Annotated in this window: 17 protein-coding genes and 1 pseudogene; 7 read left to right on the top strand and 11 right to left on the bottom strand. The window is 60.1% G+C overall.

Translation table 11 applies throughout. The features are described from left to right. The first annotated feature begins 355 nt into the window (after positions 1 to 355). Positions 356 to 994, top strand: coding sequence for a DUF8453 domain-containing protein (locus tag ACZY1F_RS18755; protein ID WP_463943847.1), 639 nt, complete (start codon positions 356 to 358; stop codon positions 992 to 994). Positions 995 to 1219: 225 nt separating this feature from the next. On the opposite strand, the pseudogene ACZY1F_RS18750 reads toward ACZY1F_RS18755, so the two are convergent. Then, positions 1220 to 1360, bottom strand: a pseudogene (locus ACZY1F_RS18750) (nucleoside deaminase); the annotation flags it as partial. A gap of 486 nt (positions 1361 to 1846) precedes the next feature. Here ACZY1F_RS18750 and ACZY1F_RS18745 point away from each other — a divergent pair. The 4 genes from ACZY1F_RS18745 (at position 1847) to ACZY1F_RS18730 (ending at position 4751) form a co-directional block, all read left to right on the top strand. Further along, complete coding sequence (locus ACZY1F_RS18745) at positions 1847 to 2362, top strand: hypothetical protein (RefSeq protein ID WP_463943846.1); 516 nt, start codon at positions 1847 to 1849, stop codon at positions 2360 to 2362. Next, positions 2359 to 2979 (top strand): RES family NAD+ phosphorylase, encoded by a 621-nt coding sequence (locus tag ACZY1F_RS18740; protein ID WP_463943844.1) that lies wholly within the window; start codon positions 2359 to 2361, stop codon positions 2977 to 2979. Before ACZY1F_RS18745 ends, ACZY1F_RS18740 begins: the two co-directional genes overlap by 4 nt. A gap of 253 nt (positions 2980 to 3232) precedes the next feature. After that, on the top strand, positions 3233 to 4480 hold the full coding sequence (locus ACZY1F_RS18735; RefSeq protein WP_463943843.1) for an AlbA family DNA-binding domain-containing protein: 1248 nt from the start codon (positions 3233 to 3235) through the stop codon (positions 4478 to 4480). A 67-nt stretch (positions 4481 to 4547) separates the two neighbouring features. Further along, a complete protein-coding gene (locus ACZY1F_RS18730; RefSeq protein WP_463943841.1) occupies positions 4548 to 4751 on the top strand; it encodes a helix-turn-helix domain-containing protein in 204 nt (67 codons plus the stop codon). 121 nt (positions 4752 to 4872) lie between these two features. On the opposite strand, the gene ACZY1F_RS18725 is transcribed toward ACZY1F_RS18730, so the two are convergent. From ACZY1F_RS18725 to ACZY1F_RS18705, 5 genes are all read right to left on the bottom strand, one after another. Then, on the bottom strand, positions 4873 to 5433 hold the full coding sequence (locus ACZY1F_RS18725) for an SLATT domain-containing protein (RefSeq protein ID WP_463943839.1): 561 nt from the start codon (positions 5431 to 5433) through the stop codon (positions 4873 to 4875). Beyond that, on the bottom strand, positions 5423 to 5713 hold the full coding sequence (locus ACZY1F_RS18720) for a hypothetical protein (RefSeq protein WP_463943837.1): 291 nt from the start codon (positions 5711 to 5713) through the stop codon (positions 5423 to 5425). The genes ACZY1F_RS18725 and ACZY1F_RS18720 overlap by 11 nt, the downstream gene beginning before the upstream one ends. A 239-nt stretch (positions 5714 to 5952) precedes the next feature. After that, positions 5953 to 6399 carry a type II CBASS E2 protein gene (locus ACZY1F_RS18715; protein WP_463943835.1) on the bottom strand — a complete coding sequence of 149 codons (447 nt, stop codon included), beginning with the start codon at positions 6397 to 6399 and terminating at the stop codon, positions 5953 to 5955. Beyond that, positions 6396 to 7577, bottom strand: a complete 1182-nt coding sequence (locus ACZY1F_RS18710) for an SMODS domain-containing nucleotidyltransferase (protein WP_463943833.1) — start codon at positions 7575 to 7577, stop codon at positions 6396 to 6398. The genes ACZY1F_RS18715 and ACZY1F_RS18710 overlap by 4 nt, the downstream gene beginning before the upstream one ends. A 1026-nt stretch (positions 7578 to 8603) precedes the next feature. After that, positions 8604 to 9263, bottom strand: coding sequence for a hypothetical protein (locus ACZY1F_RS18705; RefSeq protein WP_463943832.1), 660 nt, complete (start codon positions 9261 to 9263; stop codon positions 8604 to 8606). Positions 9264 to 9847: 584 nt separating this feature from the next. On the opposite strand from ACZY1F_RS18705, the gene ACZY1F_RS18700 reads away from it, so the two are divergent. Beyond that, entirely contained in the window at positions 9848 to 12007 is a 2160-nt protein-coding gene (locus ACZY1F_RS18700) for an amylo-alpha-1,6-glucosidase (protein ID WP_463943830.1), read from the top strand. Positions 12008 to 12372: 365 nt separating this feature from the next. Here ACZY1F_RS18700 and ACZY1F_RS18695 read toward each other — a convergent pair whose 3' ends face one another. The 5 genes from ACZY1F_RS18695 to ACZY1F_RS18675 all read right to left on the bottom strand — a co-directional run bounded on the left by ACZY1F_RS18695 (position 12373) and on the right by ACZY1F_RS18675 (position 18696). Then, positions 12373 to 12552, bottom strand: a complete 180-nt coding sequence (locus tag ACZY1F_RS18695) for a hypothetical protein (RefSeq protein WP_463943828.1) — start codon at positions 12550 to 12552, stop codon at positions 12373 to 12375. Between the two features lie 233 nt (positions 12553 to 12785). Further along, a complete protein-coding gene (locus ACZY1F_RS18690; protein WP_463943826.1) occupies positions 12786 to 13394 on the bottom strand; it encodes a HutD/Ves family protein in 609 nt (202 codons plus the stop codon). A gap of 35 nt (positions 13395 to 13429) precedes the next feature. Next, entirely contained in the window at positions 13430 to 16162 is a 2733-nt protein-coding gene (locus ACZY1F_RS18685; protein WP_463943824.1) for an aminotransferase class I/II-fold pyridoxal phosphate-dependent enzyme, read from the bottom strand. Between the two features lie 144 nt (positions 16163 to 16306). Beyond that, the gene (locus ACZY1F_RS18680; RefSeq protein ID WP_463943822.1) at positions 16307 to 17542 is read right to left on the bottom strand and encodes an allantoate amidohydrolase; all 1236 of its coding nucleotides are present in this window, start codon (positions 17540 to 17542) and stop codon (positions 16307 to 16309) included. After that, positions 17542 to 18696 carry an FAD-dependent oxidoreductase gene (locus ACZY1F_RS18675; RefSeq protein ID WP_463943820.1) on the bottom strand — a complete coding sequence of 385 codons (1155 nt, stop codon included), beginning with the start codon at positions 18694 to 18696 and terminating at the stop codon, positions 17542 to 17544. Before ACZY1F_RS18675 ends, ACZY1F_RS18680 begins: the two co-directional genes overlap by 1 nt. A gap of 125 nt (positions 18697 to 18821) precedes the next feature. Here ACZY1F_RS18675 and ACZY1F_RS18670 point away from each other — a divergent pair, with 125 nt between their 5' ends. Next, positions 18822 to 19694, top strand: a complete 873-nt coding sequence (locus ACZY1F_RS18670) for a LysR family transcriptional regulator (RefSeq protein WP_463943818.1) — start codon at positions 18822 to 18824, stop codon at positions 19692 to 19694. Positions 19695 to 19740: the final 46 nt, after the last annotated feature.

Here is a 19740-nt window from a genome sequence, read left to right as displayed (position 1 = left end):
CTAGACGTATAGATGCAGCATAGAAGTTGTGGTCTGAGTTTTATCTCACTGATTGTTTCAACACGCGCTGTAGGCTTTGGAAAACCTTTGTGAAGACAAGCTACCTAAAAGCCACACGCGTGGCAGGGCCCGCCGAGGGATCAGATCGCTTGAAACTTTAGACATCCACCTCGTCACCGGATGCCGGGTCTTAGTGCCATTGGCTGAGCGATAATGAAGATTCCGTCAACCTGTCTTTGCCCTTACAAGGAGCGCCCGGTTAGCCCGGTGAGATAAATCCGGGAACGTCCCGGGACACCGCTAGAGTCGACCCCAGATCGTGCACCCCGCATGGTTGCTGCTCATTGGGGGATTCATGGCTTCTGGAGACTGGGTAGCCGCTGGAGCGGCCGCCGTGGCCGTGGTGGCGCTGATATTCACGGCGGTCCAAGCCAAGGCCGCGAAAGACCAGGCCAATGCCGCACGTGAGCAGGTCCAGGTGGCCCGCCGGCAGACTGAGGTGCAGGAGCAGCTCTACCGCGATCAGCAGCAGCCGTATGTGTGGCTTGACTACCGCATTGACCCGATCTCGTACTGGTTAGTTGACCTCGTGATCAAGAACGAGGGACCCACGACGGCTCGGAACGTGAAGATCGACATCGACCCCATGATCGGACGCTCCAAACACTTCGGCGACAGGGAACTCGCGAACCTCCCGGGCTTCCTGGAAGGGTTTTCGGCGCTGCCTCCAGGCCGGGAAATGCGATGGAGCCTCGGATCTCACACTGACATCTTCGAGCAAGGCGCACTGGGCCGGCACACCATCACCATCTCACTGGAGGGACCATTCGGCCCGGTTGAGCCGTACAGCTACGTGCTCGACTATGACGACATGAGAGAGTCCGCGCTGAGGGACCCGGGGCACATCGGCCAGGTGGCGAAGGAGCTCAGGGAGATCAAGAAAACCTTTGAGAAAGGCGTGAGCGTCGTCCAAGGTATGGCGGGGGAGCAGTAAGCGCGGGCTGGGGCCTCCGTACGCGGCCATAAGTCAGGCCACCGGACCCGGACGAGCGCTCCAACGTAGCGGACCAGAAAATAGTCTGCCCTGGGCCATCGGCAGATGGCAAAAGGGACGAACGCCTGGCTGTGCAGGACCGCCGCGCCACAGGCGTATGATTTCGCGGACGCGATGGCTTGGGCCGGGTTTGATCCATTTTTACCGGCGCTCTCTATGAATTGACTACTCGGCGATGTCCTCCGCCCATAATTCAGGGTGTTCGTCCTGGAAGGTGCGCATCATCTCGACGCATCGGGCATCATTCAACACCACCACTTCGACGCCCACAAAGCGGAGAGGTTCGAATACGCCGGGGAACGTCTCGTTCCTCCACTGACGTCGCCACGGCCGTGAACCACGCACCGGTAAACGTCGGCCAACCGGTGAAATGAACCCTGCTCTGGAGCTCTACTCCATGACGCGTCAGACGAGTAAGCTGAATGTAGCTACCGTCAGGAGACCAAGATGCCTCAAACCAAGAGTCGGGCGCGGGCCCGGAAAACCGCAGTCGCGGCACAAGATCAGCCCGCCTTTGACGTGCACGTAACGCCGGAACGTCTGCGCCGACTGACAGAGGAGGCCCGATCCGGGCTCATTGCCATGAACGAACTGGTCGTACTGGACAGCTCATCCGCGGCTATCGTTGCGCCCGCCGCCAAGACTGAGGCTCTGCGTGACATCATGGGGGAGCTATCCGCGTTGGATTTGAGCCTGCCGGACATTGACGGTTTGGAATTGTCACGCCGGATCCGTGAATTCTCGGACGCGTACATCTTGATGCTCACAAACTTCCAACACCGTATAGGTCCAATGGCAGCACCTCCTACCTTCGTCCGCTCTTTGACTGCCATTGCGGAAAACATGGAGCAGAGTATTGCGGCGCTGGGTCCGGCCCTTGCCGAAATTGAGACGCCTGTGTCACCGCAGCTTGCCCGCAGTGTGGCGGCGACGGAGAACGCATGGCGGGACCTGGAAGCCGAATTTGGCCTGCTCTCCAGCCTCGAAGTCTCCGAATTGGTCGGCTCCAAGTCGCCAAACCGAAGCTATGCCTCTGATCAGCATGCCAAGGGCAGGCTGATCGCGGTGCAGCGCCCCGGAGGGCTCCGCTATCCAGGATTCCAGATCGACCGCGGCGAGCACACCATCCGGCCCGTTATGGCCGACCTGATCCGTGTCGCCGGTGATGCCGGGCGCTCCGAAACAGGCCTGGCCTTGTGGATGACCTCGCGCACCGGCTATCTTGACGGGGACCGGCCCGTCGATCAGCTTTCCCGGCCCGACAAAGTGGTGGAAGCGGCCCGGCAGTCCTTCAACGTCCAGTGGTGAGGTACGTCCCGGGCAAGCCGTTTGAGCCGGAAGAGCACGTACTGGAGTCCGGCACCCCGCTGTACCGTGTCTTCAGCAATGGCCGTAAAGGTGGCGTAACGGAGTTCAACCCCGGGTTCGGCTCCGCCACCCGGTTCGCTTTCTTCGGAGATCCCGCGATCCCTGTCCTCTACGTGGCACAGACTGAGGAGGCTGCCGTCTGCGAGTCGATCCTGCACGACGTCCCGCCGGGGCCCGGACGGGTCATGTACGACAGCATTGCCGACAAAATCTGCGCGCCTCTGGCCCCCGCACGGGACCTGCGGCTCGTATCCCTGATGGGAGACGGGCCGCGCAAGCTCCAAACCGAAGCCAAACACGTGACCGGCACGATGGCTTCGCAGTACGGTCGCACCGTGCGTTGGGCGGAGGCCGCGCACAAGGCAGGATTCGACGGCCTGGTCTGGATGAGCAACCGCCGCAACACGGACCAGGCCTACGTCTTTTTCGGCGGCAGGGTCAACCCCGGGGACCTGGTGGCGTTGTCCGGGCATGGACGGATCTTTGCCGCCGGCCCGGACTTTGACTGGCTGGCCGATTATCTCGCACAGCTGCATCTTGACATCCTGACCCCATGAGCCAAGGCACCGTTGGCAGGCGAAGTTGACGCTGGACATTGGGCCGAAGGGCTTCTAGCCCGTTTCGAGCGGAGGCACGGAAAAACCGTGGTGGGGCCGGTGTTGCTGCCGAACGCACCATGAGCGGTCCCAGCCGCTAAGCATGCGCCCCTGACGTCCTTGCAGTGAGGTCGACAAGGGCTTGGATGACGGAACGCCCCCATGCGACGTGCGGGTGAAGACTCATGTCCTGAGCGGGTGCGAGAATGCACCTATGTCACTCACGCCCCTCCATCGCGCCCTGGGCCTTTCATCGTCACCACTGGATTTTTCGATGCTGGACAAAGCCATCGAACAACAAATTCAGGAACGCGATGACCTCGACTGGAAGAAGGAGCTGCCCAACCGACAGAATCCCGTCGCTGCTGTGGAGTTCGCGAAGGACGTTGCTGCAATGGTCAACAACGGTGGCGGCATGATCATCTACGGGATGGCCGAATCCGAATCAGTCGCGGCGAACATCGAATCGGTAGATGAGTGGGATGAGTCAACAGAACAGCGGCTTCGCAGTTGGGCATATTCTCTAATCCAGCCTCCAGTACACGGTTTGGAGTTCACGCTAGTCACAGGTCCAGGGAACAGGACGACACAATCCCGGGCGCTGATACTGAACATCCCGGCAAGCGTGGACACCCCACACTTTGTGATCCAGAAAGGGTCTATCCGCGCTCCCCGGCGATATGGTTCCCACACTGTCGACATGAGCGAACGCGACATCGAGCAGGCATACCGCCGTCGGTTCGAGGATCGCCGGACGGCCGAAAGGTCTCTGGCCGATCTGGTGGAGCAAACCGTACTGGGCATGCCCAGGATCGGCGTTTGGCTGGTCGCAGCGGCCAGGCCGACACGTCCTCGTCCGGCACATGCCGGACGAGTCAGCCTTGAGGACGCCCAAAAGATTCTGGCGGCCCTCATGATGGACAATCCTTTCGTGACAGATGGAAAGGGAATGGAAAACGCTGGGTTGAACCCCCGTCCCGGATACCGGAAATGGAGGTCAACAGACGCTTTCAAAGAAGAGATCAGAGGTGTCGTGGACATCCACGATGACGGCAGCGTGAGTCTAGCTGTCAGGGCGTCAGAGAACCCGGACCAAAGCTGGAACAGCGCAACGGATGTCCATGTCATGGCTGCCCAGACCTTGCCGGCCTACATTGTTCAGCTTGTCCGAGCGGCCGCAGACTGGTTATCGCTGGCCGGAGACTTCGAAGTCAGTATCAGCATGTTGGCGCCAGTGAATGGCTACCCGATCTATATCCGGAGCTTTGACATGGGCGGCCGCCTCCGCGACAGAAACGATGTCTCTCCCATACATAAGTTTCAGCCGGTTACGGCGTTGGTCGACCCCGCGGATTCTGAACCGGACTCCTGCTTGGAGGTAGTCCGGGCGCTTGCGCTGGACATCATGAACCAGGGCGGTTCTCCCGCTCTCGGGTCCGTCTACCTGAGGAGTCAAGCCTGACGACGCTCAGACGCTGGCCATTGCGACTCCCTAGTAGCCTCCACCCGATGACTTCAACGGTGTGGTCATGAAGAAAGTCTTGGCGCGCAAGAAGGAAACTGACGTGTCCCAGGCCGATCTCGCCCGCGGGGCTGGTAACGCGCCATCGACGCTGCCCAGGCTGCTTAGCGCCCAGAAAATTCCCGACTTACAGTCAGTTAGGGCAATTGTCTTGGCGTTGGGACTAACCATGCCTGGTGTAGCCGGCCAGGCTGAACGGTGTCTCGAGTAGCGTTGTTAATCGGATGAAACGAGTATCGACCGATTAGGTTGAAGTAGCAGCGTTCGACGCCTTTGCCAATCCTGTGATGAGCCGCTTCAGGCCTAGTCCCAGCAAGCTTGGCCCAAGATCCTTAATTCGTTGGCTTAATGTATGCCAGAGCGACCGGCAGGAACATGTTGAGCTCCTCGTCCCCGAACGTCATGTCTTCATCCACCTGTAGGGCCTTCTGCGCTTTACCGTATGCCTTATTGCTTGTGTCGGGAGCGACCAAGATGGCATCTGCAGTTTCCTTCTCCAGTTCATCTCTTCGCGCGCGAATCTGGTCAGGCGTGAGAATTCCCTCCACCATGTCTGCCATAAGGTGCACGTATTGGTTGCGAATCACTAGAAATTGCTTCGCGGCCGCTCTGTGACTTCCGGCTTTCTTATTTGGATCGAAGCTGAGCTGAAACACGGCATATCCGGCAGAGAGGGTCGCGAGCACCAAGCTTGTACTGAGCCAGAGCGGATCATCCGTGCCCACTGTGGCAATTACACCGCCAAAGGTTAGACCACTCAGAAAGATGTTCGCCCATTTCGAGACTGTCCCCAAGAATGTGAGCCTCTCCCGGTCCTTCTCATGAGTCTTGTGCGTGTACAGCACACGGCCGAAGGACTCGCGGATCACCTGAAGCTGAACGTCAGTAGCCAAATTGTCCTCCAAAAATTTCCCTCCACGTGAAGCATGCCATCAGGTTGTTGTCTTCTGCTTCCCACTTACATGCGCGTTCTGCGTGCTGGATCGCAGCAGTCGTCTTACCCACCCAGCTTCTGCCGTAGGAGACAAAACTGGTCGTTCCGGGCATGTGAGAGAGCCCGCCTGCTCTCGTGAGGAGGTAGCCCAGGAAATCGCGGACTTGATAATCATCGTAGGTTGGGCCTGCTGCAGCGTATTTCCAGGTCTTAAGGAACGTGATGGCTTCCAGCTCCAAGACGCCAGTTGCATCGTCCGTCCGTCATAGAGCTTCAGCGGATAGAAAAGGCTGTGGAGAGATTTGGCTACGACCTCAGCTCGTCCCTGGGCTTCCTCCCGCTCTTTAGTCCTTAGCTCTATGGTTCGTTGAAAACGCACAAATCTGCTTGCTGTTGCCAAGGGAAGGAATCTGCCTTCTGTAGCGGGGGAGGGGACGAAAATTTTCGCGGATCAACGTTGAAGATCTGCTCTGGATTCCTAAGTATCGAGTCCCTGCACACTCTGGGTCTCGTTCAGTGGATGCAACAGTTGAGCCTGGGCCTCAGGCTCCTCTGCGAAGATGCCATCCCCAAACCAAACTCCGGCGCCTTTCCAGATCTCGTAATGGAAGAGCCACTCGGCAGCCCATGGCACAGTGGAGTCGATGAGGAGCATGTTCGCGGTCCATTGGCCTGCCGTATTTAGACACAAGGACCCATCGTCCCAAATGTGTGGCAGGCGCCCGCGGTCGTCAGGCTCCAGCGCAGGCTCGATGACGTTGACGAGGGGTTGGTGGCCCACTTCGAGTGAGACTTCCGTCAGGTATTGCTCCGAAAGCCCTGATGGCTTCAGATGACCACGCCATAGCAAGCTGTTTGGACTCAAACGGATTGTTCCATTCGGGTAAACACTCCTCAGGGCCAAGGCCTGCTGAGCAAGGCTCACCCTTTGGTTCGGCAAGGCTGCCCGCCATAAAAATTATGGTTCCGAACAGGCCGTGTAGCGGTCGCGGTGCCGCTAAGGGCAAGCGTTCCTAACCCGTTCTGCGCCCGAAGCTGGCCTGAGTGCCGGGCGTCGACTTGTGGGCGGCTGAGCGCCCTAGCTCCGGCCAGCGCCGCGTTCTCACCGAGAACCACACTCACACCTTTAAGAACTTGGTCGTTGCCCGCCCGGGCTGCAATTGTATTTATGTCCCGGGCGACTACATCCGCCCACTCGAACAGGGCCTCAGCGCGCCAGGTTTCCCTGACCCAGCAGTCCGCGAAGTTTTCCTCCGGCATCACCGGGTTTGCGACAACGTAATGTCCGTCAATCACCTGAATCTGGTCCCCCAAACTGCTCGCGATAGAACGCAATACGTCGAATAGGTTTCCGCCTGACCGGTATGCACGTGCAGCCAGCGTCGTGATAATCACTGACGATGGGCGCATATCTAGGCGTCCATTGAAGTAGATGTCGCGATGCCGTTTCAGTGTCTGGACAGCGAGCTGCAAGGTGGTCTTGCGGCTCCACGTGGGCACATCCGCAACATCAACGCCCCTCTTGGCCAGGAGGGCTTCCTCTGCTCGTATTTCCTCCAGTGCCACTTCACCGAACCACTTCGCGTAGCCCAGGGGATCAGACCGAAGCCATAACTTAGCGTCATGGTCAGTGATGAGAATGCCTTCGTTCGTCCCGCGTTCTGCTGTTAGATCCGGAATTGACGGCAGCACATCGAGGTGCATCCCTGGGTACTCCAAAGTCCAGCACCTCTCGCTCTCCTCGAGCTTAGGGCGGGGCGCGGAAGATGCAGCAAACTTTCGGAGGCCGACGCCAGTATCCGCCTTCAGCTCGCCCTGAGTGGTTGAAGTGCTCTGAATTCCACGAACTACCACAAGGTCAATGTCGACATCATCGTTGCGGTGAATTCTGCGCGTTACCGTCCCGAGGGCGAATGAACCTTGGACGTAGACCCTGTTTAGGGCCGTCGACTCGGACCAGTGCTCGTCCAAAACATCGCCGACGTCTTCATATCGAGCGATGACCTGGGCGCGCTCCTTCTCTGTGATGTCCAGGGTGGAAATGCTGGCGCCCAGCACCTTCTCCAGATCATGGACTGCGGCAGATTCAAGGGCTATGGTCACGGGCTCTCCTCAGAGGACGGGTTGGCCCCGGCTGACCTAGAGGCGCCATCAAGTTGCCTTGATGGAGTCTTGAGGTTGTAAGCTCTTGTAATCCGGTCCAAAGGATGACGAAGAGCCTCAGTCGGTAGCCCTGTTCTCAACAGCGGTTGCCACTGAGGTTTTTTCATGCCCTTTCGGGACAAGCTTGATACTACATGTAGTGCAAACGTCCCTTCGGAACCCCAAGATGATGTATTACAAGCATGTCATTTAATGCACGTTTAATCCACAGGTTGAAGGTTCGGGAAGTGCCGGGATGTAGGGTTTTTCGTGGGGCTAATCCACACCCTGTGGAGTACTTAGCCACAAAAAAGTGACAGCGTGTCGCATCCTGTGCGGCGTGTTGAAATGTCCAATTAGGGCAGGGGCCGAGCGATGATTTTGGGATCGTGGCCGGCAGGTTCCGAGCTTTTCAGCGAACCACTGTTAATGTGCCCACTGCCGGACCGGCCGCAGACCGACGATGAGGAGGCGAAGTGGCTGGCACCCGCGCACGCGGCACTGGCACCCGCCCAAAAGGACCAGCACAGGACAAAACGGCACCAATATTGGTGGCGCCAACACGGCCCCTCTCAGGGCCAGCTTTACGTAACGATGGTTATCGGCGTTCGGAAATGGGCGGGGGAGTGCCCTCAGAAGTGGCTGCGAGACATCAAATCTGAAGCTTTTTCGACCAAAATGCGGGCGTCAAAGCCGCCGAGCCATGCGGCTGCCAACTGCACACCAACCCAGGGGAAATCCACTACGTCAGGGATGCGATGAAAGGCGCCCTTTCGTGAATTCAGCCTAATCTGTATGGGCGATAGGCCCGCTGCCCCGCCGCCTAGCTTGACGGCACGTCCACTATCGGTGGGCGTGCGGTGCCTCGTATGCGCAGCCTTCCTCGAACTCGCGCGAACCGCGTCGTGTAGGCATAGCTAGTGCTGCGAAAGGTGCCATGCCGGCCCTGGACGAGACATGAAAACATGCCCCGCCTACTAGTATCTTTCAATTCGTATCTTCCGCTTCAGCTTTCAGCGTCTCTGGAACATCTCGCTCGGCTCGAGTTTCTGCTTTTTCTGCTCGTCTTTCCGCTGCTTCCGCACGCCGATCGGAGCGCTTAGCGAAGTAATTGGCCCTAAGGCCTATTGCAGTCGGAAGAGTGAGGCCCACTAATGACTGACTGACAGTGAGCCACAGCGGCAGTTGGGGATTAGAGCTAGCAACTGTTGCCACAAAAATGACGCCAGCGATGGCCATGACGAAGGCTAGCGGGGGAACACTCTTTTGGGCCTGTCGGTAATCCGTCTCGGTCAAGTTGACGCCATGTCCGAGAGGCGGCCTCACTGTGGCGTACATCTGTGCCTCGGAGGCATTTAAGCGTTCATCAAGCTCGTGGCTCGCTTTGGCTAATTGCTCTCGTAGGCTTCGTTCGTTGGCCAATGCTTGATGCATCTTCTCTTCATTTTGAATCAAGATGCTGCGGAAGTTCATTTCCAAAATATTTTTCCGGGCTTCAGCTGCTTGGTCCGACTCATTGTATTTATGCTTGAAGTTTTTTAGTTCGTAGTCATGCTGCCTGACCAGGTTCTGCCGGCCCTCGCCTAGCCGCTTGAGCTCCTCGGCCGTTCGTAGTAGCTCCTTTCTGTATCCAAGGGTCTCATCCACAACGACTTCACACCCTCGGACTAGAACGTCAGCTAAGTTCCAAATACTGCACCCAAACAATCGGATGAGCAACCATCATTGTCTGGGAGATGAAGTCGCCCAGTCCCAGCGTATGGCCGCCACCGGACGCGATATCCCCTTAGGACAGGGTCTGGCGATTCGGGAGACGAGATAGGCAGAAGACTGCTTGACAAAAGGTCCATTATCGGCGAATAAAGGACGGGAGTAGAAGTAGCTGCAAGAACTCCCGTCCCATGACTAATTCGGCGTTTTCGCAGGTGGAAGCTGGCGCAGACCAAGCGAATCACGCAGCAGTCGAGCTTGCTTTCGTTGCCAAACGAACGTAGCAGCCAGTTTCCGGGTGACGTCACTTCACAGACGCCACTCAATCTTCCTTGAACAGCATGTCCACCAAGCATGGCAGAGCCAACGACCGCCCCTTCGCGGAGTTTAGGTAGTCGTTGCGGGCTCTGGCACCGGAGGGCAAGGAAGCGTAGCGTCGGGTGGAGGATCGACGGTAACGGCAGTAGCCCGACCCGCATGCAAAGGCATGCTGGTGTTGGCTTTTTGAGGAGGCCGGGACGATGGCTGGATGGAATGCTGACACTGCGGCAGGGCCTCTGGGAGCCGGGACGGTTACTTTGGTGGAGGGATCATCCTTCTGCATCTCCTTGCAGAACGGGGACATGCACTCCGAGCATCCGCATGGTCTCTTCGTCCAGGACACCCGTATCCTTTCCAGCTGGAGGCTGACCGTTAACGGTCAGCCCTTGGAGCCTTTGGCGGCGGAGGCAAAGGAGCCGTACCGAGGGCTATTTATCGGCCGTGTTGCCCGCTCGGACGGGTATGCGGACAGTCCGCTGATCGTGGAACGGCTACGCGAAGTGGGGGCTGGCATCCAGGAGCAGCTCACCGTCCGCAACTACTCCAGGGAACCGGTCGAATGCTTGATCTCCCTGACGGTTGAGGCGGACTTCGCAGATCTTTTTGAGGTGAAAGAGGCTCGGATCCAGCGGCGCTGGGACGAAACCCGCCAGACCGACCATAACGCAGTCACTACTATCCATGCCGCCTGGCAGGATGTCCGGAAGGGTGTCGCCATCCGGGCCCCCGGAGCGGACAATACGGCGGAGGGCTTCACATACCGGGTGTCAGTACCACCGCACGGTAGCTGGAGTGCCGTCCTGACTGTGGTGCCGAGCATCGAGGGCGCGAGCATGGCGCCGGATTTCGTTCACAGTGACGGAGATGGGTTGTCACCAAGGGACCGGCGCCGGCAGGAATGGGTGGCGAAAATTCCAGTGCTGCATATGGGAAACCGGTCCATCGAACGGACCCTACGGCGCAGCTACGATGATCTGGGAGCCCTCCGTATCGAGGACCCCGATCATCCTGACCGCGTCGTGGTAGCCGCTGGGGCGCCCTGGTTCATGACCCTGTTTGGCCGCGACTCGCTCTGGGCCTCGGAAATGGCGTTGGCAGTGGATCCTTCCCTGGCCTTGGGTACGCTGCAGACGCTGGCAGACCGCCAGGGGGCAGTGGTAGATCCGATGAGCGAGGAGGAACCGGGCAAGATCCTGCACGAGGTCAGGCTCGATGTCTCCAGTGGGCTCTCCCTGGGTGGAAAATCCGTCTACTACGGCAGCGTCGATGCCACGCCGCTGTTCGTAGCGACGCTCGCAGCGGTCATCCGCTGGGGTTTTGCCAAGGAAACCATCGCCGCGCTACTTCCCCATGCCGACCGGGCCCTGGACTGGATCCGAGACTACGGGGATAAGGACGGTGACGGGTTCGTCGAGTATAAACGCCTCAACGACCAAGGGCTGATCAACCAGGGCTGGAAAGACTCTTGGGACGGGATCAACTTCGCCGACGGAACCCTGGCCGAGCCTCCGATCGCGCTGTGCGAGGTGCAGGCCTACGTTTACACCGCATATCAGGCACGCGCTTGGATGGCTTACGACGCCGGCGATACGTCGCTAGCAGAGGAGTTCTCGGATCGGGCGGCACAATTGAAAAAACAGTTCAATGAGCAGTTCTGGATCCCCGAGCGCGGGTACTACGCTGTCGCCCTGGACGGCAGGAAACGGCAGGTCGACGCCTGCGCTTCCAACATGGGGCAATGCTTGTGGTACGGCATTATCGATGAGGACAAGGCTCCGCAGGTGGTCGAACGCCTGATGTCCGCGGAAATGTTCAGCGGCTGGGGCGTCCGCACCCTGGCAAGCGACATGGGCGCATACAACCCCGCCAGCTATCACAACGGCTCCGTCTGGCCGCACGACAACGCGATCATCGCGGCCGGCTTGCTGCGCTACGGGTTCGTAGCCGAGGCACAGCGGATCTCCACCGCGCTGCTGGAGGCCGCCGAACACTCCGACGGTCGCCTCCCGGAACTGTTCTGCGGATTCAGCCGGGACCAGTTCGCCGCGCCCGTCCCCTACCCCACGGCCTGCTCACCCCAAGCCTGGGCAGCCACCACACCGATCCAGCTGATAACGAGCCTCATGCAGTACGACACCGACGTGTCCCGTGGAGGGTTCTGGATGGATCCGGTACTCCCGGAATCCTATGGCGACCTGCACGTCGCCAACGCACCTATGGCCGGTGGCCGCATCACCATCGACATCATCAATTCCGTCCCCACCGTTCAGGGGCTGCCCGAAGGAATGGCGTTCCACCGCGGGCGCCGGCCGTGGATAACAGAAATGGTGGACGAAGCAAGCCAAGGCCGGAAGACTTAGAGGGGGCCAGCCTCATCGGCTGTTCTTCCGTCCCGCTAACTTCATGGTGACCAGATGGGATTGCCGATGAGACAGGGAACAGGTCTGGCCATTGAACGGTCGGCCAACCTGACAAGCGGCAGTGGATCCGTGTTACCTGAGAAAGTCATGGGCTAGGTCCGCGCCCACCTCGGCGGCGGAACGGCTACCAGTGGTCAGCCAACTCTTTGGCTGCAGTGCGTCATCGAGACTGCGCTGCGCCTTTTTGTGGCTGGTCAGGAAAGAGCTACGGCAGCAGTCCGATGACAAAGCTCCTAAACATGCGACAGAGCTCGGACCTGCGGGACCCATCAGACCTTTGCTCGGAGGGGCAGAGAGATTCCTCCTCAGAATGTTGAAGTCCGCGGAATGGTTGCCTGATCGTCACTGTTGCGCTGAGCAATTTCCATAGCCATTTCGCCCGCTCGGGCTACGGTGATGCGCGCACCTTCGGCAATGATGGCCGGAATGTCTTTTTGGTCGAAAACGGCAATGGCGCGCGCGGTGATGTTCTCGGGACGGGCCATGTCCCTGAGCAGGGCGGAGGCATTGGCGCCGGGCTCGGCCAGCGTGAGGCCGGCACCCGCTACTGTTCCCGGGCAAGGAGAACAGCGAGCTCAGGAGGCTTCATTCATGGATCCACAGCCGAGGAATGCGATTCGATCGCTCATAGGTCTTTCTTTGCTCGTTTCGAATACGAAGATCATCGAATATCCCTGATACCGCCTTGTGCCTGCCCGTTCCCGTGCGGGAAACTCCGTCAGGTCAGGTCAGGCGTGCCCGCCTCATTTGCGTAAGTATGCGAGTGCATCCGGACGGACGACACCGCAAGGAGACAGTTTCGGGTTTGCAGTCTGGTCGCCCCGTCTCCCAAGATCAAGGTCGCGAGCACGGGAAGCGATGCCCCACCGTGGAGTGTTGCATACCCTGCTAGAACAGTTGCGGAAACAATACCTGCGGCGGGATCCAGGATGATCTCGCCGTTGAGGAGATGAGCGATGGTTTTGCCCTGGCAGGATAGCCGGCGTGTCATCAGGTTGAGGGCGAGTTGGGTATGCGCCGCTTGCTGGTCTGCCTTTGTTGGAGACTCCCCAGCGAATGTGAGTGTTTGGCCTAGCGTCAGCCTATGTTCCATGTCCCCAACAACGAGCGACAAAGGTCCCGCAGTGGCAAGGGTGAACACACGATCAAGGCCAGGGAACGTGGAGAAGGGTGCTGGGCGGGTAAGTTCTGCGATACTGATGCGCCACAGCAGAACGTTCGAGTGCGCCGCTGTTTGATCATGGATGACCTTGGTGCGTCCGGCACCGTTGGCCCATGGCTCGGAAGCGAGCTCATCGGGTCGGATGACGCGCGACGGTGTCGCCAATGGTGTCCTTTCTGTTTCAGCGCACAGGGTATTAGTCAGCGAGCAGCGGAGGCCAGGCCGTCGTTGTCGTCGCCCGAAGGTCTGATCACCCGATAACCGTGTTGTTTGTCGTAACCGTGGATCTCACGCGTGTCGAGCGCCGCCATGAAGTCCAAGACGTTGGAATCGATGAGCTGCCCGGGGACTAGGACAGGGAAGCCCGGTGGATAAGGGGTGACAAACGCTCCGGAGATGACTTCCTCTCCTGCCGCTAGCCTCTTTCGAACACCGTAGTCCGTAAGGTATTCGCAGGCATCGCGTTTGTAGGTTTCAAAGTACGCGGTGCGGATGCAGCCGTCAGGGAGGGCGTCGTCAGTGCGGAACCGGGATGCGAAGCTGCTGAAGTCGGGAAGCGGCGGTGCTCCCTTGGTGAGCTTTGCGACCATGCGGTTATGTGCTGTCTTGGCCCGTGGGCTCCGGGAGTCGGCTTCGGATGCGAAGGACTCGGCAAGTTTGACCAGCACTTCGATGAGGTACGCTACGGAACTGCGTGAGGTTCCTATGTTGGTCATAAACAGGACACTGTTGCGGGAAGTCTTGTTGACTTGGATTCCGTGCCCGTCCATGAGGTGGTGATGCCGGAAGGTGTCCCCGTCTACGCCCGTGGGGCCGATGTACATTGTCAGGCGGCTTGGGTCCACAACGAACTCATCGCGTCGCCACGTCTCGTCCATCCGCGCCAAGCCGTCAACTAGCGGCATGGGTGACTGGGTTTCGCGTAACTCCGTGGGCACTAGGTCAAGGGTGTTGAGGATGCGGAAGTACTTCCTCAACAGCGGGTGCTGTTCGATGGCGGTGACCACGCTTGCGGCCAGATCTGCCTGTTTTTGGACCAGTTCGCACCCTTCCAGTTCGGCCTGCCGGCGTCCGATGTCCAGGGATGCCAAAATCTGGTAGTTCGGGGAGGTAGAGGTATGCGTCATGTACGCCTCGCGGAACGCTTCCTCGCTGAGGTGTGCGAAGTCCTGATCGTAAACGTGGATCATGGATCCTTGCCGTAGCGCGGTCAGGGTCTTGTGGGTGGACTGCGTTGCGTAGACCCGGATCCTGGCCTTGTCCGGATCCGGTACCAGTCTGGTCTTCAGCCAGAGGTCGTCATCTAGGGGCTCACCGGTTTCGGGGTCATGTAACTCGGCTGCCTGCGCAGCGTATGTTTCCCGTGCGGCGGGCTCGCGGAAACGCCGTTCGAGGGCTTGGCTTGCTGCCATGGCGGTCCGTCGCCGGTAGATCGGGTGGAAGCCGGCGAAGGCGAACCAGGCTTCGTCCCACAGGAAGACGAGATCCGGCTTAATGGCAAGGCATTCTTCCATGACCCTTTCTACATCGTAGACAATGCCGTCGAAGGTGCAGTTGGTCAGGGCGAGCATCTTCACTTCGTCGAGCCGGCCGGCCGCCCGGTAGTCAAGGAGCATCTTTTTGATGGAGGACGTGGGGACGCCACCGTAGAGGGAAAACTCATTGATGGAGTACGCCTCCAGGTACGCGACCTTGGCGCCGGCCAGCAGCAGCGCGTAGTGGTGCGACTTGTGGCAATTCCTATCGACCAGCACGACGTCGCCGGGAGCCAGCATCGCCTGATGGACGATCTTGTTTGCCGTGGAGGTGCCGTTGGTGACAAAGAAGGATTGCCGGGAACCGAAGGCGCGGGCCGCAAGGCGCTGTGCGTCGCGAATGGACCCGTGGGGGTCTAGCAGCGAATCAAGTCCTCCCGAGGTTGCCGAGGTTTCGGCGAGCAGCAGGTTCAGCCCGTAAAACTCCTCCATGTCCTTGATCCACTTGGAATTTGAGACCGATCCGCCCCGCGACACCGGTAAGGCGTGAAAGACACCACCGGGGCGTCGGCTGTGGTTCTGGATGGCCGTAAAGAACGGCGTTTCGAAGCGGTCGCCGACTCCCTTGAGGATGGACAGATGCAGCTCAAGACTGTCGGCACGAAGGAAGATCCTGCTGAAGCGATTGGTCAGGGAACCGCCCAGTTTCTCTATGGAAACACCAGCCACGAGGTAGAGGTCCAGGCTCGGGCGTAACTCTGCGGCCTTTTCCGCGAGGGCAAGAATTCGTTGAATCGGCCTGCGGGGATCAACGCTGTCGGGGCCGTTCGCGGACACGAAGTCTCTTATGTCCTGCTCCAGTGGCCTTCGGGTGCGGGTCTTGAAGCCGGGGCGGATGATGCAAGCCTGAATGTCTGTATTCAACAGCAGCGCTGCAACCGCATCTTCGTAGCTTGGAACGATATTGATCTCGTAGACGAACGGGTCCTGGGGCCGCCGCTGTCGGAGCATCTCCCGTACAAAGGTGTCGCCGTCTTCCGGAGTGCAGTCGTCCACTAGGAGGACCTCAAACCGGGGCCGGTTCTCCACGGTATCGCCAGCACCAGGAGTGGCGGCGCGGGCTGCCTCGGCAGTCACTTGACGTCGTCGCCGGCTCTTGACCCGTTCGATCGCCTCGCCCAGGGCGACAAAGTCGCCGTCGTTGATCAACGACCGGAGCTCGTCGAGGGCAGCCAGTCCCGGGGTGGCCCAGTGGCCTTCCACCAGCTCAAGCCGGTCGAGGACCTGAAGGATGTCGTCGCTGAGCCTGCGCTTGGTCGCGGAAGAATGCCTACCACCCAACTTTTCCGCCGTGTAGATCAGATATTCCCAGAGGTCATCGCGAACGCGCCACACGTTGTGCGTGGCAGTTTCGCTGGTGCCGTCGGCGGTGTAAAGGTCGGGTAGGACCGGATTCACGTGATTCCCTTTTCTTATTCGGATCCTCGTCCTCATCGACAAGGGGGTGTAGATGACCTTTCGCTCCGCAAAGCGTTGGGTGCGGCGCGGCCAAGTGGGCAACACCCGCGCCGAGAAGCATCGGCGCGGGTGTTCGCCTGCGCGTTAGACCATCAGTCCCTGCAGTGCTTCGGCCAGCGTGTCGGCACCGGTTTCGGCGTCCTCATCCACTACATGTTCTTCGGGCGAGTGGGAGACCCCACTGGGGTTCCGGACGAAAACCATCGCTGTTGGAACATGGGGCGCCAGAACGCCGGCGTCATGCCCGGCCCCGGTGTCCAGGATCGGAGCTTGCGGAAGCGCCTGCTGGAGTTCTTTCTGCAGCTGAGGATCGAAGTGCACGGTGGGGCTGAGCGATTCCTCGCTCAGGTCTACGGTGCAGCCCTCCTCGGCAGCGATGATCCGAGCCTGCGTTTGGATGCTTTCCACCAGCGCGGCTGTTACTGCGTCGTCGGGGTGCCGGACGTCCAGCCAGAAGTCGACCCGCGATGCGATGACGTTGGTTCCTCCGGGCACTGGCTGGAGTCGGCCCACGGTTGCGCGGGCGTGAGGCTGGTTCCGGGCGATGTCTCGGATCGCCACCACTGTCCTGGACGCGGAGACCATGGGGTCGTGCCGGTCGGCCATGAGGGTGGTGCCGGCGTGGTTGCCTTGTCCGTGAATGCTGAGGCGCCAGCGCCCGTGCCCGAGGATGGAGGAGGCAATGGCGATGGGCTGGTTGAGATCGATCAGGCCGCGGCCCTGCTCGACGTGCAGCTCCACGAAAGCTCCGATTTGGCCGAGGAGCTCGTCGTCGCGGCCCACATAGCGGGGGTCCAGCCCGTTCGCCTTCGCCACGTCCGCGAACGTTGAGCCGTCCTGGTCCCGGAGGTTCCTTGCTTTGTCCGGGTCGATGGCTCCGCTCATCAACCGCGAACCCAGGCATGCGACACCGAACCGGGATCCTTCCTCCTCCGGGAACACCACGACGGCGAGTGGCCGGGTTGGCGTTTCCATCCGTGCCTTAAGAATGTCAACGGCAACCAACGCTGAGGCGACTCCGAGGGGGCCATCGAACGCTCCCCCGCCGGGAACGGAATCAAGGTGGCTTCCGGTCACCAGGCTGTTGCTGCGGTCACCCCCGCGAACATCCCACCAGGCCCAGATGGCCCCGTTACGGTCCGTTTCGACGGCAAGGCCACGTTTTGCGGCCTGCTCGATGAACCAGCTGCGCAGGTCCAGTTCGGCGGTGGAATACACGGGGCGGGTGTAGCCGCCGCGGATGGTGTCAGTGCCCGTGCCCGCAATCTCGGCCAACAGTCCCGTTACTGTGGCGGCGGGCTGTCCCGTCGTGGCGGCCATCAGGGGGTCCCCAATGCTGCGTGTTCGGTCTTTGCCCCAAGTCGGAACTGCTCCGGAACTGCTCCGGCGCCGGTTGCCAGATCTGCTGCAAGCTGGCCGATCAGCGGGGCAAACTTGGCACCATGTCCTGAGCACGGGGAAAGGACGGTGATGCCCTCAGCACGGTCGAGGATGAAGTCTTCCGTGGGTGTGTTGGTGAAGAGGCAGGTTGTCTCGGCGTACGGTTCCGGAACCAGGCCCGGTAAGTACTTTTCCACGTATTCGATGACCCGACGCCGGTTGTCCGGGCTGATCTGCCCGTCCTGATCGGCTGCGGAGGGTAGGATCTTTCCGCCGTTGTATTCGGCTACTTTCTGGCCTCGGAAGCCCGCGTCGCGTCCGCCGGGCAAACCGTAGGCCTGCCAGCTTTCGCGCTTGTGGATGAAGGTGGGCCAGGTGTCCGGGTCCGTGCCGTCGACGTAGGGGAAGTGGTAGGCCTGTTCCTGACGTACTTCGATCCGGGGGACCGCGGAAAGGAAAGACGACGGCAAGGACAGGGAGCCCAGCAACTGGGGAAGCCAACCGCCGGCGGCCACGATCACGTTGGCAGCCCGGAGCGTACGTCCGTCCTCGGAGGTCAAGGTGTAGTCACCGGCGGTGCCGGTAATCGATGCGACGGCCCAGTTGGTGTGGAGCTGGGCTCCGTGGGCCACGGCCTGGTCAACCATGGATTGCACCGTTTCATGCGCGTCGATCACGCCGGCGCCGGGGTGCCACAGGACTTGGGTGTCGAAGGCGATGTGCGGCCAGCGGCGGGATGCTTCCTCTGCCGTGAGGAGTTCATGCTCAATACCGTAGGCCTCCAACACCGCGGCCAGGCGTTCCGGCCGGCGAATTGCGCCGTAGTCCACAGCGCCCGTGGGGGTGATGAGCTGCTTGCCGCTAAGACGGGCCAACTCGTCCCACCCGGCCTTGGCTTCCAGGACGAGACCCGTGTAGAACTCTTCCGGGTATGCATAGCGGAAGATCCGGGCCGATCCATGGGAGCTGCCTGCATCATTGGCCGGTGTGGTGCGTTCCAACAGGGCCACTTCGTGCTCGCGAGAGGCCAGGTGCCAGGCGGTGGCAGCGCCGGAAAGGCCAGCTCCTACTACTACGTATTCGATCGATTCCATGGATTGCTCCTCATTGCGATGGCACCCTGTTCCGGTGCTTTCTTGGTATCCAGTTACTCACCCCTGACTGCACTGCGTCCAATATCATTTGACTAGTAATTATTAGCGTCAAACGAAAGAATCACATGGAAATCCGCCAGCTCCGGTACTTCCTGGCAGTCGCAGACGAACTGCACTTTGGCCGTGCAGCCGAACGCATGCACATCACACAGCCCCCGCTGACCGTGTCGGTCCAACGGCTTGAGAAAGAGTTGGGTGTCCAGCTCTTCGACAGGACCACGCGCAGCGTCACGCTGACTGCGGCCGGGCAGGCATTCAAGGACCGGGTCCAGGCGGCGGTCGCAGACCTTGACGACGCCGCCAGCGACGTTGTCGACGTCGCAGCCGGAAAGAGCGGCAAACTCCGCGTGGGATTCGTCAGTTCGGCCAGCTACACCACTGTCCCCGAAGCGATTCGCGCATTCCGGCAACAGCGGCCCCGGATTGAGCTCGTGCTGAACCCTCTCACCAGCGGGGAGCAAATAGAACAGCTGCTGGAAGGGCAGCTGGACCTTGGCCTCATCCGAGATCCCGGAGACATACCGGGGTTGGACTTCGAACTCCTCAGGACCGAGGATTTGGTAGTGGTCCTCCCGGAATCCCACCATTTGGCAGCGCTGGACGAAGTCCGGCCGCAGGACCTTGAGGGTGAGCCAATGGTCCTGTTCCCCTATGGTCGGATGCCTGGTTTTGTTGCCCGTGTGCTGCAGCTTTTCGAGCCGCTGTCTACACCGCCAGTGGTGGTACAGCAAGCCATTCACCAAGAGACGGTCCTAGGATTGGTCGCTGCAGGGCTCGGGATTTCCATCCTTCCTGAATCTGTCCGGCGCTTCCAGATGCCAGGAGTTACCACACGTCGCATGCCTGGCCGCCCGCAGACCGGACTGCACATTGCCCGGCCGTTTGGCCAGTCCTTGGCTGTGGACGAGTTCGTCCGTAGTCTGAGGTCCACCAGATGAGTCCTCGGCAGACTGGAGTGGAGGCGCGCCCAACCCTTGGGAGCGC

The sequence above is a fragment of the Pseudarthrobacter xylosi genome, assembly GCF_055412765.1.
The sequence above is the reverse complement of the archived record's forward strand: the minus strand, read 5'-3'. Positions and strand labels throughout refer to the sequence as shown.